This window comes from Alkalimonas sp. NCh-2, assembly GCF_039631345.1.
Taxonomy (GTDB): Bacteria; Pseudomonadota; Gammaproteobacteria; order Enterobacterales; family Alteromonadaceae; genus Alkalimonas; species Alkalimonas mucilaginosa.
This window is the reverse complement of sequence record NZ_JBDIUV010000006.1, coordinates 268,396-285,012: the sequence shown is the minus strand read 5'-3', so window position 1 is coordinate 285,012 and position 16,617 is coordinate 268,396. Positions and strand designations below refer to the sequence as shown.

General features: G+C 53.2%; 13 protein-coding genes and 1 tRNA gene. 9 read left to right on the top strand and 5 right to left on the bottom strand.

The annotated features are described in order from the left end of the window. Window positions 1–70 precede the first annotated feature (70 nt). Window positions 71–2,476 carry a TonB-dependent receptor gene (locus tag ABC502_RS15690; protein WP_345916573.1) on the top strand — a complete coding sequence of 802 codons (2,406 nt, stop codon included), beginning with the start codon at window positions 71–73 and terminating at the stop codon, window positions 2,474–2,476. 98 nt (window positions 2,477–2,574) lie between these two features. On the opposite strand, the gene ABC502_RS15685 is transcribed toward ABC502_RS15690, so the two are convergent. Beyond that, the gene (locus ABC502_RS15685; protein WP_345916572.1) at window positions 2,575–3,276 is read right to left on the bottom strand and encodes a YebC/PmpR family DNA-binding transcriptional regulator; all 702 of its coding nucleotides are present in this window, start codon (window positions 3,274–3,276) and stop codon (window positions 2,575–2,577) included. A gap of 99 nt (window positions 3,277–3,375) precedes the next feature. On the opposite strand from ABC502_RS15685, the gene ABC502_RS15680 reads away from it, so the two are divergent. Further along, the gene (locus ABC502_RS15680; protein ID WP_345916571.1) at window positions 3,376–5,160 is read left to right on the top strand and encodes an ABC transporter transmembrane domain-containing protein; all 1,785 of its coding nucleotides are present in this window, start codon (window positions 3,376–3,378) and stop codon (window positions 5,158–5,160) included. Here the strand turns inward: ABC502_RS15680 and ABC502_RS15675 are convergent. Next, window positions 5,157–5,333, bottom strand: coding sequence for a DUF6435 family protein (locus ABC502_RS15675; protein ID WP_345916570.1), 177 nt, complete (start codon window positions 5,331–5,333; stop codon window positions 5,157–5,159). The genes ABC502_RS15680 and ABC502_RS15675 overlap by 4 nt on opposite strands. A gap of 103 nt (window positions 5,334–5,436) precedes the next feature. After that, window positions 5,437–8,133 (bottom strand): cation-transporting P-type ATPase, encoded by a 2,697-nt coding sequence (locus ABC502_RS15670; protein WP_345916569.1) that lies wholly within the window; start codon window positions 8,131–8,133, stop codon window positions 5,437–5,439. Between the two features lie 303 nt (window positions 8,134–8,436). On the opposite strand from ABC502_RS15670, the gene ABC502_RS15665 reads away from it, so the two are divergent. The 5 genes from ABC502_RS15665 to ABC502_RS15645 all read left to right on the top strand — a co-directional run bounded on the left by ABC502_RS15665 (window position 8,437) and on the right by ABC502_RS15645 (window position 14,290). Beyond that, window positions 8,437–10,023, top strand: coding sequence for a TonB-dependent receptor (locus tag ABC502_RS15665; protein WP_345916568.1), 1,587 nt, complete (start codon window positions 8,437–8,439; stop codon window positions 10,021–10,023). 51 nt (window positions 10,024–10,074) lie between these two features. Further along, window positions 10,075–11,472, top strand: coding sequence for a glycoside hydrolase family 3 C-terminal domain-containing protein (locus ABC502_RS15660; protein WP_345916567.1), 1,398 nt, complete (start codon window positions 10,075–10,077; stop codon window positions 11,470–11,472). 45 nt (window positions 11,473–11,517) lie between these two features. Then, complete coding sequence (locus ABC502_RS15655; RefSeq protein WP_345916566.1) at window positions 11,518–12,609, top strand: histidine kinase; 1,092 nt, start codon at window positions 11,518–11,520, stop codon at window positions 12,607–12,609. After that, on the top strand, window positions 12,606–13,397 hold the full coding sequence (locus ABC502_RS15650) for a LytTR family DNA-binding domain-containing protein (protein WP_345916565.1): 792 nt from the start codon (window positions 12,606–12,608) through the stop codon (window positions 13,395–13,397). Before ABC502_RS15655 ends, ABC502_RS15650 begins: the two co-directional genes overlap by 4 nt. Window positions 13,398–13,588: 191 nt before the next feature. Next, the gene (locus tag ABC502_RS15645) at window positions 13,589–14,290 is read left to right on the top strand and encodes a PEP-CTERM sorting domain-containing protein (RefSeq protein WP_345916564.1); all 702 of its coding nucleotides are present in this window, start codon (window positions 13,589–13,591) and stop codon (window positions 14,288–14,290) included. A gap of 74 nt (window positions 14,291–14,364) precedes the next feature. Here the strand turns inward: ABC502_RS15645 and ABC502_RS15640 are convergent, their stop codons facing one another. Then, a complete protein-coding gene (locus tag ABC502_RS15640; RefSeq protein WP_345916563.1) occupies window positions 14,365–15,072 on the bottom strand; it encodes a class I SAM-dependent methyltransferase in 708 nt (235 codons plus the stop codon). 157 nt (window positions 15,073–15,229) lie between these two features. Here ABC502_RS15640 and ABC502_RS15635 point away from each other — a divergent pair, with 157 nt between their 5' ends. Then, window positions 15,230–15,664 (top strand): Rrf2 family transcriptional regulator, encoded by a 435-nt coding sequence (locus ABC502_RS15635; RefSeq protein WP_345916562.1) that lies wholly within the window; start codon window positions 15,230–15,232, stop codon window positions 15,662–15,664. Further along, on the top strand, window positions 15,665–16,195 hold the full coding sequence (locus ABC502_RS15630; RefSeq protein WP_345916561.1) for a hypothetical protein: 531 nt from the start codon (window positions 15,665–15,667) through the stop codon (window positions 16,193–16,195). Window positions 16,196–16,466: 271 nt separating this feature from the next. Here the strand turns inward: ABC502_RS15630 and ABC502_RS15625 are convergent. Beyond that, window positions 16,467–16,543: transfer RNA gene (locus ABC502_RS15625), tRNA-Val, on the bottom strand. Window positions 16,544–16,617 lie beyond the last annotated feature (74 nt).

Below are 16,617 nucleotides of genomic sequence, written 5' to 3'. Positions count from 1 at the left end.
AAACTTAAACGTTTAAGTTCGTGTTCCTTTAAAAATTAAAACACAGTACGATCAACACGGGAGACAAGCGATGAGACACAATCTGACAACCCCTTCACAACTGGCGCTGGCCATCAGTCTGGCACTCGGTAGCTCGTTGGCACTGGCCGAGCCGGACGAGAGCGACGCCAGCGAGAGCACCGGCCTTGGTTTTGAGCGCATCGTGGTGACCGGTGCGGTAGCGCGCAACCAGACGGTGATGCAATCCAGCGTTTCGGTCAGCACCTTAACCACTGAAGACATTCAAGTATCGGCGCCGCGCAGTACCGCCGAGATTTTCCGCATGCTGCCGGGCGTGCGCAGCGAGTCCACCGGCGGTGATGGCAATGCCAATATCGCGGTACGGGGCTTGCCGGTCGCGGCCGGTGGCGCCAAGTTTTTAACCTTGCAGGAAGATGGTTTGCCGGTAATGCAGTTTGGCGATATTGCCTTTGGTAATGCCGATATCTTTCTGCGGGCCGATTCGACCATATCGCGGCTCGATGTCATTCGTGGTGGCTCGGCCAGCACCGCTGCCAGCAATTCACCAGGCGGTATTATCAACTTTGTCAGTAAAACCGGGCTGGAAGAGGGGGGGAGTGTTGCCTTTACCACGGGGCTGAATTACGACAGCTTTCGCACCGACTTTGAATACGGTGGCGATATCAACAACGATACCCGCTTTCATATAGGTGGCTTTGTCCGCCAGGGCGAAGGGGTACGTAACCCGGGTTATCAGGGTGAGAAAGGCTATCAACTTAAGGCCAACCTGACCAAAGAGTTCGACACTGGCTATGTGCGCTTGTATGCCAAGCATTTAAACGACCGGGTTGCCAGCTACATGCCGATGCCGATGTTTGCCGATGGCAGCTCGGTACCGGGCTTTGATGCGCGCAAAGACACCCTGCAATCGGTCTACCTGACGCAAACGGTACGGCTAAATGGCGACAACCAAATTTCGCGTGGCGATATCCGTAATGGCATGAACCCGGAAGTGAACAGCTTTGGATTTGAAGCCATCTTTGATCTGGACGATCACTGGACGCTGGAAAACCGTTTTCGCATCAATTCCGTTAGCGGGAATTTTATTACCTTGTTCCCGGCCGAAGTGGATAGCGCCCAAAGCATTGCCAACAGCATCGCCGGTGATGATGCGGTGGTGCGATACGCGGTCGGGCCAAATACCGGTGAGCGCTTCACGGCAGAAAATGCCATGCGCATTCACACCTTTGATGTGGAGCTGAATGACTTTGGCTCCATCGTCAATGATTTGAAGCTATCGCGCCGCTTTGGCGAAGTGGATGTCACCTTTGGCTACTATCTGGCCGATCAAAGCATTCGGATGTCCTGGTTGTGGAACTCTTACCTGATGGCGTTAAAAGGCGACAATGCCGAGCTGCTGGATGTGTATGCGGCCGATGGCACTGCTTTCTCCGAGCAGGGTCTGCTGGCATACGGTGTGCCGTTCTGGGACAACTGCTGTCAGCGCAACTACGATACCGACTACAGCATCAGAGCGCCGTACCTGACGGCCAGTTGGGCCATGGGCGAGCTGTCGCTGGATGCCAGTGTCCGCCGTGATATTGGTAAAGCGCGTGGCAGCTACGCCGGCGCCGTGCAAAGCAGCCGCGATATGAATGGCGATGGCATCATCAGCCAGGTAGAGCAAAGTGTCTCGGCCATTGATCTGGCCAATCCCAGCCTGGTCAATTACAGCTGGGGCTACAACTCTTATTCTGTGGGTGCCAACTATCAATTGGATAATGATTGGGCTGTGTTTGGCCGAATCAGTAAAGGTGGCCGCGCCAATGCTGACCGTTTGTTGTTTGGCAAAGTCAATGCCGATGGCAGCGTGGCCAGAGAAGACGCCATCGATGAAGTCAAACAGTACGAGCTTGGCAGCAAAAGCCGCCATGGCAATCTGAATTTGTTTGCCACGCTGTTTTTTGCGAAAACCGAAGAGCAGAACTTTGAAGCCACCACCCAGCTGTTTTTTGACCGGGTGTACCAGGCCAAGGGCATTGAACTGGAAAGCAGTTACCGCATCGGTGATTTTGACCTGCGCGGCTCGGTCACCTGGACCGACGCCGAGATCACCCGTGATGCGCTGAACCCGGATGTGGTGGGCAATACGCCACGGCGTCAGGCGGATTTTATTTACAGCCTGATTGCCCGCTACACCTTTGATCAGGCACAGCTTGGCCTGAGCCTGATTGGCACCACGGCCGCCTACGCTCAGGACAACAATGATCTGAAGTTCAGTGGTTATACTCAGGTTAATGCCTTTGCCAGTTACGACCTGGCAACCAACCTGACGCTGTCGTTAAACGTCAACAACCTGTTCGATACCATCGGCATTACCGAAGCCGAGCAGGGCAGTGTGCCAGCCAATGGCATTATCACGGCCCGCACCATCAATGGCCGCACCGCCTCCTTGGGGCTGCGTTATCAGTTTTAATGGATCGCAGTTGGACGGGTAATCGTTCTGATAAGGAACAAAAGAAAACGGGGCCTCACTAAGGCCCCGTTTTGTTTGATGAGGTGATAAGTAGGCGCTTAACCAGCCAAACCCGCATAGACATTTTGCACATCGTCATCGTTGTCGATGGCATCCAAAAAAGCTTCCACTTCGGCCAGCGCATCGCCGCTTAATTCAACCGGATTGTTGGCGCGGTACACCAGTTTGGCGGATTGGACTTCGTAGCCAAATTCCGGCAGGGCTTTGCTGACGGCATCCAAATCGGTCGGTTCGGTTAAAAACACCACGTCATTGCCTTCACCGGCTTCAAAATCCTGCGCACCGGCTTCAATGGCGGCCAGCTCTAAATCAGCATCGTCGCTGGTTGGGGTGGCCTCAATTTGCCCAAGATGCTTAAAGTCCCAGGATACAGCGCCTGAGGTAGCCAACTGGCCTTTACGAAACAGCAAGCGCATGCTTTGGGCCGAGCGGTTTTTATTGTCGGTTAAGCATTCGACAATCACCGGCACCTGATGTGGGGCGAAGCCTTCGTAGGTGACGGACTCGTAGTTGACCGGGCCATCCAGCAAGCCGGCACCTTTTTTGATGGCGCGCTCCAGCGTGTCTTTGGGCATCGAGGCCTTCTTGGCGGCATCAATGGCCGAGCGCAGCTTGCTGTTCATATCCGGATCGGCGCCGTTGCGTGCTGCCACCATAATTTCTTTGGCCAGCTTGGTAAAAATACGTCCTTTGGATGCAGCTGCATCCATTTTGTGTTTGGTTTTCCACTGCGCGCCCATAAATAGTCCTGTACGAAAGCTAAAAAAAGTGGCTTAGTCTAGCCAAAGCAGCCCTGTTCGCGCAAGTCAGACGCTCATCCAATCACGCAAGGACTAACAATGTCTCAATCCTCCACCGTTAACGCCACTGTCTCAAATAAGGCTGTATTGCCCTGGCTGTTGGCTTTTTTAAAGCCTTACCGCTGGCAGGTAGCGGCGGCGGTGTTTTTCCTGCTGGTGGGTTCCTTGGCCTGGCTGGCGCTGGGGCAGGGCGTGCGGCTGCTGGTAGACGAAGGCTTTGTCGCCGGCAATGCCGGGCGGTTGAATCAGCTGGTCGGCTGGGTGTTGCTTATCAGCGCCATCAGCGCCAGCGCGGTGTTTTGCCGCTTTTACCTGATGACCTGGCTGGGCGAGCGGGTCAGTGCCGATATCCGCAATCGGGTGTACCGGCATTTACTGAAACTCTCACCGGCTTTTTACAGCGAAACCCGTACCGGCGAAGTGATTTCCCGCTTTACTGCCGATACTACCTTGCTGCAATCGGTGGTGGGCTCCAGTTTGTCGATGGCACTGCGCTCAGGCGTGAGCGCCATCGGCGGCTTACTGATGATGCTGCTAACCAGTTTCAAATTGACGGCTTTGGTGCTGTTGGCAGTGCCTTTGGTGTTGGTGCCTATCATTGTGCTGGGCCGCAAAGTGCGGCGCTTATCGCGGGCCAGCCAGGATCGTCTAGCTGATATTGGTGCTCATGTCGATGAGAGCCTGCACGAAATTCACACCGTTCAGTCTTATGGCCATGAACGGCTGGATCAGCAGCTGTTCGCCGGCAAAATTGAGCAGGTGATCCAGGCAGCCAAAAAGCGCATTTTTTACCGTGCTTTGTTGATTGGGCTGGTGATGCTGCTGAGCGTCAGTGCCATCACCTTGATTGGCTGGGCAGGGGCGCTGGATGTGTTGCAAGGCCGAATGTCAGCCGGTCAGCTTACGGCATTCTTGTTTTATGCGGTCTTGGTGGCGGGCGCGACTGCGACCATCAGCGAAGTGATTGGCGAGGTGCAGCGTGCAGCTGGTGCGACCGAACGTTTGATTGAATTGTCAGAGGTGCCGGTGCACATTGAGACGGTCGCACTGCCTCAGGCATTGCCACAGCTGGTGCAGGGACGTTTGGAGCTGCAACAACTGAGCTTTTCCTACCCGCAGGCTGGCAGCAGCGCTGCATTGAGCGGACTTGATCTTAGCATAGCGCCAGGTGAGCGCATTGCATTGGTTGGGCCTAGCGGCGCCGGTAAAAGTACTTTGTTTCAGTTGCTGCAACGGTTTTATCAGCCGCAGCAAGGCCGCATTTTGCTCGATAACATCGATATTGCCGAGCTGGATCTGGCCAGCTTACGGGCCCAATTTGCCCTGGTACCCCAGGATGCGGTGATTTTTGCCGATTCGGTGCTGGAAAATGTGCGTTATGGCCGGCCAGAGGCAACCGAAGCTGAAGTGATAGCCGCCTGCAAAGCGGCCAGGGCGGATGCCTTTATCCAGGAATTGCCTGAAGGCTATCACAGTCAATTAGGCGAGCGCGGGGTGCGTTTATCCGGTGGGCAGAAACAACGGCTGGCCATCGCCCGGGCTATTCTGGCGGATAGGCCGGTATTGCTGCTGGATGAGGCAACCAGTGCGCTGGATGCGGTCAGTGAGCATGCGGTGAAAGAAGCGCTGCAGCACCTGATGCAAGGCAAAACCACCCTGATCATTGCGCATCGCTTATCGACGGTGCTGCATGTGGATCGCATCGTGGTGCTGGACAAAGGCCGGGTGATAGCCAGCGGCAGTCACAGTGAGCTGATGGCCAGTTGCCCGCTTTACAAAGAGCTGGCAGAGCTGCAGCTGCTCAATCCCGGCAGTGCAGATTAAGATTGTTGCTGTTGCAACTGCTCAATTTGTTGCCATAAGGCTTCGCTTTCATCGGTTAAATCGGCAAAGAGCCGCATATCGCCTTTGCGCTGTGCCAACATGGCTTGCTCCAGCTTTTGATCGTAGATTTTACGCAGTTTTTTGATAGGGTCGCGTTTAAATAATCCAAACATCGGCTTTGCTCCTGAGTGTTAAGTGTTTAAGTGCTAAAGTACAGGGTACGGCCTTATGCCGTATCCTGTTCACTTTTATTCACCAGCAGGCATCAAAAGTGCGTCAGCGCCAGAGCCATTTCTTCTCCAGCTCAATCAGCAGCATAATCGCCAGGCCCAGACCGATCGGGAGCAGCCAGTAAGCAAGGGGCAGGGCGCTGGTGCCGAATAATTGCTGCATAAAGGGCAGGTAGACGAATGCGAGCTGTAACAGCAGCAGAACTCCCATTGCCAGCCAGGCCACTTTGTTGGCAAACAACAAACCAAACCGTAAGCTGCACTCGGCCAGATAGCGGCTGTTGATCAAATAAAACGCCTGCGCCATCACCAGCGTATTGACCGCCAGGGTCCGGGCTGTACTGAGATCCACCTCAGCAGCCATGGCCGATAAAAACATCAAAATCGACACCCCACCAATCATCAGCGACACCAGACTGATGCGCCATAAAAACATCGCGCTTAAAATGGCTGCTCTGGGATCGCGTGGTGGCCGCTTCATCACGCCCGGCTCGGCCGGCTCAAACGCCAGCGCCAACGCCAGGGTTACCGCCACCACCATATTGACCCAGAGGATCTGCACCGGCGTTAGCGGCAAGGTCAGACCAAACAGCACCGCTGCCAGCATCACCAGACCCTGAGCACCATTGGTGGGTAAAATAAACAGGATGGCTTTACGCAAGTTGTCGTAGATGGTGCGCCCTTCGGCTATCGCTTGGGCGATGGTGCTGAAGTTGTCATCGGCCAGTACGATATCGGCCGCTTCTTTGGTAGCCTCGGTGCCCTTGATGCCCATGGCGATGCCCACATCGGCGCGCTTGAGCGCCGGGGCATCGTTAACACCATCGCCGGTCATGGCCACCACCTCGCCATTGGCTTGCAGTGCTTTCACCAACCGAAGCTTATGCTCAGGGCTGGTGCGGGCAAAGATGTTGCTGCGTTTGGCGATGGCTTGAAGTTCTTCATCGCTGGCGGCCTCAATTTCAGCACCTGTGACCACACACAAAGCACCATCGGCTGACAGCTGCATGGCTTTGCCGATGGCTTCGGCGGTGCCGGCATGATCGCCGGTGATCATTTTGACCCGAATACCAGCCTGATGGCACTGGGCGATGGCCTCAATAGCCTCGGGTCTGGGCGGATCGATGATGCCAATCAGGCCAATCAATGTCATCTCACACAATTCATCCAGCCCCAGCTCACTGTGCCCGGTGCTCTTACGGGCGGCAGCCAGCACCCGCAGGCCCTGGCTGCTAAGTGCATCCAATTGCTGTTGCCAGAAGTCGCTATCCAGCGCTTCGGTTTCCCCATTGGCATCCAGCTGGCTTGTGCAACGTTCCAGCAAGCGATCCGGTGCGCCTTTCAGCAAAATCTGCCGGCTGCCATCCGGCCGTTGCTCCAGGCTGGCCATAAACTTGTTTTCAGACTCAAACGGGATCACCGCCAGCCGCTGGTAGCGTTCACGTTCAAAGCCGGCTTTCTCTGCCAGGCACAGCAAGGCGCCCTCAGTTGGCTCGCCCTGGACGCCCCAGTGTTCATTCTGCTGGGTCAACTGGCTGTCGTTGGCCACTGCGACCACTTCAATCAGCGCGGCCAGAGTTGGCTGTTTAAGCGCAGTTAGGCGCTCGCCTTCCCGCTCGAAATCACCTTCCGGCTGATAGCCCAGGCCACTGATCTGGTAGTTTCCGGCGGTAGTGATCACCTGACTGGCGGTCATCTCATTACGGGTTAAAGTACCGGTTTTATCTGAACAAATCACGGTAATGGAACCTAAGGTTTCCACCGCATTTAACCTGCGGGTAATGGCATTGCGACGGGCCATTTGCTGCACGCCAAGCGCCAGTGTGATGGTTAAAATGGCCGGCAGGCCTTCAGGGATAGCGGCAACAGCAAAGCCGATCGCCGCTAAAAACAGTTCGCCAATGGCAAAATCATGCAGCAGATAGCCAATCAGTAGCATCAGCAGCGCCAAAGCAACAATCACCACCGATAGCCATTTACTGAACTGCGCCATTTGGCGGGTCAGCGGCGTCGCAATGGCCTGCACCGATGAAAGCATGGCGTTGATTTGGCCTATTTCTGTATGGGCACCAGTTGCAGTGACCACCGCGGTACCGCGCCCGGCGGCGACTAAGGTGCCGGAAAACGCCATGCAAAAACGGTCGCCGACACCGGCATCTGCTGCTACAGCCTGAGTATTTTTTTCGGTGGGCACCGACTCACCGGTCAGCGCCGACTCTTCAATCCGCAGGTTGTTAGTTTCCAGCAGCCGCATATCGGCCGGTACTTTGTCGCCGGAGCGAAGCCGCACTATATCGCCAACCACCAATTGCTCGGCTGCCAGCTGCTGCCAGCTGCCATCCCGCTTTACGGTGGCATGCAAAGACAGCATGTTTCGAATGCCGGCCAGTGCTTTTTCGGCTTTGCCTTCCTGCACAAAACCGATGCTGGCATTGATCAGTACCACCGCCAAAATCACCCAGGTGTCCAGCCAGTGCCCCAGCAAGGCGGTAATGCCGGCTGCTGCCAGCAAGATGTATATCAGCGTATCGTGGAAATGCTTAAAAAACCGCTGCATGATACCGGGCTGGGGGGGCTCGGGCAATGCATTGGTACCATGTTTGCTTAGCCGTTTGGCGGCTTCAGCCGTGCTTAGCCCCTCGATAGTACTGTGCTGGTGAGCAAGCAACTCTTTGGCGTCAACTGCATGAGCTGGCGGGCGGCCTGATTGCTCAGGTGAACCAGATGGTGTCTTGTTGGGCATACATTCTCCTGATAAATCAGTCGGAATCCCTTAGTGTGACGGCTCTGTTTCCAAACTGCAATGTGCTGGATCAAGCTTAGGTTTTAGCCTGACAGCTTGCCATCCGATGTTCGGACAAGGCAGGCTGCTCAGTTATCGGGTTGTAGTGTCTGCAGCTCGCCTTGCCGAATCTGGCTGGTTTTTGGGCAAAAAAACACACTAGAGTACTGCTGATAATAATAACGTCAGAACATTCATAGCTTTGCCTACACAATTTTTTTGCCCAAACAACAATAAGACGACAAGAGCCCGGGGAGGGTAGACATGTACAAGTTAAACGCCATTACACTGGCCATGCTGATGGCCGGTGCACTGCCGGCCATGGCCGCACAAAGTGCGAGCGATAATGACAATCAACCAGTGGCTGAAAGTGATCGCGCCATTGAGGTAATCTCAGTCACTGCCACCAAGCGCCGTACTGCCTTGATGGAAACGCCAGTGGCCATCATGGTATTGACGCAGGAGCAACTGCGGCAAAGCGGTATCCACAGCATCAAAGACATGGCCGATCTGGTGCCGGGGCTGGATATCTCCATGGCCACCGATCAAGCCGCGCCGGTTATTTCGATGCGCGGGGTACGTTCAACCAATATTACCGAGCTCGGAGATCCGGCAGTCGGCGTACACCTGGATGGCATCTACTCGCCCCGGATGCAGGGTGCTTTAGCGCTGATGTACGATGTCGAGCGGGTTGAAGCCCTGCGGGGGCCTCAGGGCACGCTATTTGGCCGTAACTCGACGGTGGGCAGCATTAATGTGATTTCTGCCAAGCCTGATTTTTCCGGTACTTTTGGCAACGTCAATCTGGAAGCGGGCCGCTTTAACACCCGAAGCGCCGGTGGTTTTGTCAATCTGCCGGTGAATGATGAGTTTGCTATTCGCATTGCCGCCAAGGGCTTAAAGCGCGATTCCTACCTGGAAGGGTACTGGGATCCAAATCAGTACGATACCCGCCGCTTAAGTCCGGAGGTGTTGAACGCACCAGTCATCTCAGAAAATTCCTATCAGGGCATTGGCTCTACCGTCACCCAGCGTGAGAACTGGTGGATTGATAGTGCTGGTACCGATCCAGAAGCGCAGCGGGTGCGGGCTTTAACGCCGGCCAACAAAAAAGATTTTTACCACAACGCCAATGAGTACTCTTACCGAATCAGTGCTTTGTGGGAACCCAGTCATGGCCGCTTTAGCAACCACACTGTGTTTCAGCAGTACAGCAACAACAGTGGTGGCAGCCTGGATTTGGTGAACTGCGATCAGTTGCGGGGCCGCCCCGACGAGTTTGGTGGTGATTGCAGCTCCTTTTTGCCCAGTGACAATACCTATCAGGCGGTGGTCAATGTGCCGGGTGAGTTGAAACTGGACATTACCTATTTACGCAATAACCTGAATTACAACCTGACCGATGAGCTGAGCCTGGTGTGGCAACTTGGCTACGAGAATATGGATCGCGCTTCGGCGCAGGACAGTGAAGTTGGCCTGGATCCCTGGGATGGCGCCATTTATTTCTTAAAAGGCACCGGGGCTAAGTCCTATTCCACTGAATTGCAGCTGCAATCCGATGAGTTTAGCGATCTGGTGTGGATTGCCGGGGTGAATTATTTCTTTGAAAAAACCACCACTCTGGGTTACTACGACAACCCGATGGATGACAAGGCGTTCTGGGATCAGCCGGATCGTTCCACCAAAGCCTATGCGGTGTTCGGGCAGGGCACCTACAAGCTGACCGATAATCTACACGGTACCCTGGCTATCGCTACAGCAATGAAACCAAGCAAGACAAGGGGGGCCGCACCTATCGTTGCTCCAATGCCGATGGTTGTGCGCCTGGCTGGTTTAACCGCACTGTGCTGAGCAACCTGCCGGTTGATTACTTTCATGATAGTTCTTTGTACGGCTCGTATTTTGAAAACGACAACAAAGGCCAGTGGCAAAACCACGATTTTCGCAAATGCGCCGGAGCATCGTGAGCTGGCACGGCGGGCAGTGCGCCAGTCGCTGGTCCTACTAAAAAATAATCAGCAACTGCTGCCATTGGCGCCAAACAGCCGGGTGTTGATTGCCGGGGATGGCGCCGACAACATTGCCAAGCAAGCCGGTGGCTGGAGCGTGTCCTGGCAGGGTACTGACAACACCAATGCCGACTTCCCCAATGCGACTTCCATCTATCAGGGGCTACGCCAGCAGATCATTGCAGCGGGTGGCAGCGCTGAGCTTAGTGTTGATGGGCATTTTGAAGAAAAGCCCGATGTTGCCATTGTGGTGATTGGCGAAGAGCCTTACGCCGAGTGGTATGGCGATATTCAGCGGTTGGAGTACCAGTACGGCAATAAGCAAGACTTGGCATTGTTGCAGCGGTTGCAAACCCAGGGGATCCCTGTGGTGACGGTCTTTTTGACTGGCCGGCCGCTCTGGGTCAATAAAGAGCTGAATGCATCCGATGCCTTTGTTGCCGCCTGGTTGCCAGGCTCGGAAGGTCAGGGCATTGCCGATGTATTGCTGCGTGATGCGAAGGGCAACATTCAGTACGATTTTAGCGGCACCCTCAGCTTTTCCTGGCCGAAATACGACGACCAGTTCTTGCTGAATGTGCACGATGACGACTATCAGCCACTGTTCGCGTACGGCTATGGTCTGACGTACGCCGATGCGGTGGAGCTTGAGCCTTTGCACGAAAAGACCAGCCCTGCGCCAGAGCCTGAAACGGGCACAGGTGTAGCACTGTTTGTCCGCAACCTGGCCGAGGGCCTGCGCTGGCAATTGAACGATGGCAGTGCCGATAAAGTGGCCACCACGGCTTCCTCAGCCGTCAGTGCCGACGGCCGCAGTCTCTCGATGCAGTCAGTAAACCTGGCTTATCAGGAAGATGGCCGCAAGTTTGTCTGGAATAGCCAGCAGCAACCAGCCGTGGCCAGCTTACAGTACAGCATGCCACAGCCATTTAGCGTGTTGCAGGTGTCAGGCGAGCCAGACAGCGCTCAATGGCTGCAAATGAGCATCCGGCTGGATCAGGCACCGACGGCCGCTGTGCAACTGGAACTGTTGTGTCAGCAGCAGGATTGCGCCCGCTCCGAGTCCTTGTTGCCACTGCTGGCTGGTCTTGAGCGTGGGCAATGGGTTAGGATGGCATGGCCGCTTTATTGCGATGCAGCAGCAGCTTCAGGTTCGGCAGCATCGCAAGCACCGGACAAAGTAGAAGATCTGCTGCGCATTCGTGCCGGTGGCACCTTTAGCCTGGCCATCGCCGAGCTTGCTTTGGTGCACAGCCCGGCAGAGTCGGCGCTGTTTCAGGCGTGTAAATAGTAACTAGTGCCCGTCCTGAAAGGCGGGCGAAGGAATACAGCAAGAGTGATAAAACTGGAGTCCAAAGATCAGTTGTTCTGGCTGTGCCAGTGCTGCGGCTGGGCGGCCTATGCGCTTTTAACTGAGTTATTGATAAAAATTCCAGGGTCAGAGCCCTGGAACATTCATCTTGGGCACTTGGTGCTCGATACCAGTTGCGGCTTTTTGATCACCCTGTTGCTGCGCCGGCTGTACGCCACTGCCCGGCGACACCAGGCCCGCCTAAGCATCGCGTTGCATCTGGGCTATTTGATGACCGCCTCTTTGCTGTGGACGCAGTTTAAATGGTTCACCCTGCAAGGGTTTTACGGCAGTTGGTGGCAGCCGATGACCTGGTTCGATTTTGGTACCTGGACCTCGGCCTCCTTGACCATGCTGGCTACCTGGACGGCAGGGTATTATGGCATCAAGATTTATCTGGACAATGTCGAGCAGCGGCACAAAGCAGCAGAAGCCATGCACCTTGCCAAAGAGTCACAGCTAAAAATGCTGCGCTATCAGCTCAATCCTCATTTTATGTTCAACAGCATCAACGCCATTTGCACCCTGATTTTAAAGCAGCACAATAGCCAGGCGGTGGGCATGCTGGAAAAACTGTGCGATCTGTTGCGCTACAGTTTGTATACTGATCCGCTGGCAAAAATTACCGTGCGTGAAGAAGTCACCATTTTGCAAACTTATGTCGATATAGAGCAGTGCCGCTTTCAAAGCCATTTGAATGTCCAGATTCACTGCGACACCGTTTGTGAGCAGTTGTTGATCCCATCCTTATTGCTGCAACCGCTGGTTGAGAATGCACTGAAACATGGCATGAGCCAGCAGAGCAGCATGGAGATTTCGGTGACCTTTGGCTGTGTTGGTGAGCATTTGCAGATTGATATTCGCGACAATGGCAGCGGTTTTGGTGATCCTGGTTCTGAAGTCGGCGGCATTGGCATGAAAAACTGTCAGGAGCGCTTGCAGCTGATTTACCCTGAGCACAGTGAATTTCACTGCGGCAATCAGCTTGAAGGTGGTGCCTGGATCCGTATCCGGCTGCCGCGTGAACAGGCATATCAGCAAAAAGCAGCAGCGCTGACCGCCAGAGAATCGCTATGAACACACTGAAAACCCTGTTGGTGGATGACGAACCCAGCGCCATTGAAGGGCTGGCTATTCGGCTTGCGGCTTTTGCTGAGGTTGAGATCATCGGTCAGGCCGGCACGGTGGATCAGGCCCTGACATTCATCAATCAGTGCGCTCCTGACTTGATTTTTCTTGATATTGAAATGCCCGGCAAATCCGGTTTTGAGCTGGTCAGGCAGCTGCAACCAGAGGCCTGTCCGGCGATTGTCTTTGTCACCGCCTTTCATCAGTATGCGGTGCAGGCGTTTGAAGTGCGGGCGCTGGATTACTTGCTTAAACCGGTGAAAACAGAGCGGTTGGCCGAAGCCATCGCCAGGGTCAGCGATAGCCTGTATCGGCCAGCCAGCAAGCAACAACTGCTGGCCGCGGTGGATCAGTTGCAGCAAAGGGAGCAACAAATAACGCCTGGGACAGAGCCAGACTATTCCATTCACCAGGACAAGCTGGTGATCCAGGATGGCCACCAGCCGGTGCAGTTGATACCTTATACTGATATTTTGTGGATAGACGCCGCAGGCGATTACATGTGTGTACACACTCAAAACGATACTTTTGTGATGCGTGCTCGAATGAAAAGCTTGATCAAAGAAACCCTGCCAGCCTGTTTTTTAAGGATCCACAAATCCACTATCGTCAATCTTAAGCACATTACTCGTTTAGAACCGCTTAACAACTCTGAATATCATGCCATCCTAAGCAACCAAAAGGCGCTTAAAGTCAGCCGAACTTTCAGCCGTGAACTCAAAGTTCGGTTAACATAATAGCAGCATAAATTAGCGTTGCATCATGTTGTGTGATTCTTGTACCATAGCCCTTGTTTGCAAAAGCGTTTCCGGCAATGCAAACCTATTTTGCAGTGTTGTTTGTAGTTCTGCTATCAGGACCCGCCGCATTGCTGTACAGCCCTTCCGTTCAGGTTTGGGTTTTCACCATCTGACAAGGAGAGATCCAGATGAAATTTCGCTTTTGCTTCACCGCCGCCGCTGTTTTGGCTGCATCCATGGTTAGCCAACAGGCCAGTGCAAGTCTGATTGTTGAAGCTAATTATGCGGACATGAATGGCCAGTCTGTGCAATTGAGGCATAAAGGGGCTAACTCAACCGTCGATGCTGGCTTGATGCAGTTTAATTTGCGCGCTGACACTGATCTTTCGGCGCTACCCTTTGATGTGAATGGTATGTCGGTTGATGCTTTTTGCGTTGAGTTTACACAAGGTGTCCGGTCCGGCTGGCATAGCTATAATCTGGTAGAAACTTCTCAGGTGTTTTCAGCGACTCAATCTCAAGCCATTGAGCGTTTATACACTGCCTATCATCCGGTAGTGGGTGATGCGACCAGCAATGCTGCATTTCAGTTGGCATTGTGGGAAATTGTGCACGAAACATCGGCTAACTGGAATCTTCGTACCGGTGATTTCAGAGTACGGACCGGTGGCGCAGTGCGCGATTTAGCCACGAATTGGTTAGCCAGCCTGGATAGCATTGAAAGTCAGTTTAGCCTGTATGTGCTGACCAATCCTTTGTCCCAGAATCAACTGGTGTTTTCGGGCGTGCCTTTAAATACACCAGATCCAGTGACGTCTGTACCAGTGCCAGCAACTCTGGGGTTATTCGGCTTGGGCGCTTTAATGTTATTCCGCCGTCGCAAAGCCTGATTCTTCTACCAAACAGAGACTTTGAGTGGTCTCTGTTTGGTGAGATCTGCTTTTGGTTGCAGCTAAAACGACAGTTACCCATCTTTGTAACTTTTCACTCCGTACCAACCAGTCACCATAAACGCCTGAAAAAATCGCACTGGTATTTCAATGCCGCATTGTCTCAGCAACTTTTCAGTTTCCTCTGGCGAAATAACGGTAAGCTCCTTGTGAAGAGCTACTGCAAGTTTTGCCAATGACTCAGGAGTGGCACCCATCAGGGATTGCACCGCTTCCCAGTTTTTTAGCATCAAGGGAAAGGCTTCGGCATGCAAGTCATAGCTGATTTCAGCACTCACAAAAAAACCTTTATTGAGCAAACGCTGCCACATCGCCTGATAAAAGCCGCTGCGGTCTTCGCGTGCCACAAAGTGTGCAACCAGAAAACTTAAAACAATGTCGAAACTTGCAAGCTGAGGCAGGTCCTGGACATAGCCATGAATCAACTCGCAGCGATCCAGCACGCCTGCCTGCTCAAGGCGTTTGCTGCAAACTTCAAGCATGCCTTTAGCAGGATCAACACCGACAAAGGACCAGCCTGGGTTTGCTTGTGCCAATGAAAGTATTTCAGCGCCGGTGCCAACCCCAACACACAATACACGAGCCTGCACTGGTGCTTGTTGTAAAATAAGACCAGTCAGAAAGTGCAGGGTAGTGGCAATGGCTGATAATGGCTGGTTCCTTTTATCGTAAACAGCTGCGGTTTCAGAAAAGTATTCAATCATTGGAGAATTGGCTTTCATACTCCACTATTCAGCGTGTCAACAAACATCGTCTGCTCCAGTCTATTAAGGTAACTTTTATTGTTACATGAGGTGTCAGGACAGCGCAATACATGTAACCTCAAAAGTTTCATGATAAAATATTGCCTTGTCAGCGCTTTTGAATACAAGGTGGCTCATGAGGAAAGACAGCAGACTGTCCAGGGTATTGCACATATTGGTGCATATGGAGGCCATTGGTAGGGCGGTGACGTCCGAAGAAATGGCAGAAATGATATCGACCAATCCTGTAGTGGTGCGCCGTACCATGGCGCTTCTGCGCACCGCTCATTACGTCTCATCAAGCAAAGGACACCATGGCGGCTGGCAACTAGCCATGCCTTTGGCCAGCATTACACTACTGGATATTCACCTGGCTCTTGGTGAGAGCAGTCTGTTCACCATTGGCTTAACCGATGAACACAGTCATTGTGTGATTGAGCACGCTGTGAATGCTGCATTGAAAGATGTGATGAATGAAGCCGAGGCGTTAATGTTGCAGCGATTTGGGCAAATCACACTGGATCAATTAGGCTCTGACAGGATATCCCGTTACTTAAATAAGGAGCAATAAATGACAAGGCCGGTAAACAATTCATCGACAAAAAAGCTCTCTGGCAGGTCGCTAGCCCAGGCAATTAAAGCCCAAATGGGCTCAGAATACCATGGTATTTTTCCTCCGTACTTTGCGATTGCGGCCATGGGATTCCTGGCTGCCATGGCATCCAGCTTTCTCATACTATTAATTTGTGGCATGGTGTGGTTTGGCGAGTCTCAACTCATGATGCTTGCCATGACGGCTGTATTGTTTGTGGTGATGTCACTGATGCTGAAACCGATTCAAGGACAGGCATCGCTAACAAGCATCACCTGGTTACAAGGTTATGCCGTTGTGTGTACCACTGCCGGACTGATTTGGGCGGCCGTTAGCTATTTTCTTTTGCATTCGCAGCTATTTACAGTGCTTGCACTACTGGCGAGTCTGGCAGGCCTGGTCGCTACGCTATTATTCAAGACCAGAGGTTTCAAAGAGTTGGTGCGATATCAGATAAAGGTTCGTCGTATTATGCTTGACTGCACAGCAAGAAATGAAAAACAGCTTTGAGTGGCCTGTTGTGATGTTTGTATCAGCAAGACAGTTTTAACCCCAACCAACGCAAGTGGTCAAATGCCTGGGCAAACGTGATGTCAGATAGTGACTTTGCCCACCATTGCTTTGGCAAATGATGGCGCTGCTAACGGGGCCTGAAAGGGAACAGGCGGCTAAAAGTAGGGCGCAGGTTTATACAGTACCAGCACTGTATTTGCCATTTTTGTCAGTTCAAAACCGCAAACAAAAACAGCACCGATTAAGGTGCTGTTTTTGTTTAGGAATTTGGTGCGTCCTAGTGGATTCGAACCACCGACCCCCACCATGTCAAGGTGGTGCTCTAACCAACTGAGCTAAGGACGCAGAGTGTTGTCGCTGACAACGGCCGCTATCTTAGTGGGCGGTCGGTAGCTTGGCAAGTGTTTTTTTAACAGACT

Coding starts and splice junctions, on each gene's coding strand:
- ABC502_RS15690 (WP_345916573.1), top strand. CDS start 71: ATGAGACACAATCTGACAACCCCTTCACAACTGGCGCTGGCCATCAGT.
- ABC502_RS15685 (WP_345916572.1), bottom strand. CDS start 3,276: ATGGGCGCGCAGTGGAAAACCAAACACAAAATGGATGCAGCTGCATCC.
- ABC502_RS15680 (WP_345916571.1), top strand. CDS start 3,376: ATGTCTCAATCCTCCACCGTTAACGCCACTGTCTCAAATAAGGCTGTA.
- ABC502_RS15675 (WP_345916570.1), bottom strand. CDS start 5,333: ATGTTTGGATTATTTAAACGCGACCCTATCAAAAAACTGCGTAAAATC.
- ABC502_RS15670 (WP_345916569.1), bottom strand. CDS start 8,133: ATGCCCAACAAGACACCATCTGGTTCACCTGAGCAATCAGGCCGCCCG.
- ABC502_RS15665 (WP_345916568.1), top strand. CDS start 8,437: ATGTACAAGTTAAACGCCATTACACTGGCCATGCTGATGGCCGGTGCA.
- ABC502_RS15650 (WP_345916565.1), top strand. CDS start 12,606: ATGAACACACTGAAAACCCTGTTGGTGGATGACGAACCCAGCGCCATT.
- ABC502_RS15645 (WP_345916564.1), top strand. CDS start 13,589: ATGAAATTTCGCTTTTGCTTCACCGCCGCCGCTGTTTTGGCTGCATCC.
- ABC502_RS15640 (WP_345916563.1), bottom strand. CDS start 15,072: ATGAAAGCCAATTCTCCAATGATTGAATACTTTTCTGAAACCGCAGCT.
- ABC502_RS15635 (WP_345916562.1), top strand. CDS start 15,230: ATGAGGAAAGACAGCAGACTGTCCAGGGTATTGCACATATTGGTGCAT.
- ABC502_RS15630 (WP_345916561.1), top strand. CDS start 15,665: ATGACAAGGCCGGTAAACAATTCATCGACAAAAAAGCTCTCTGGCAGG.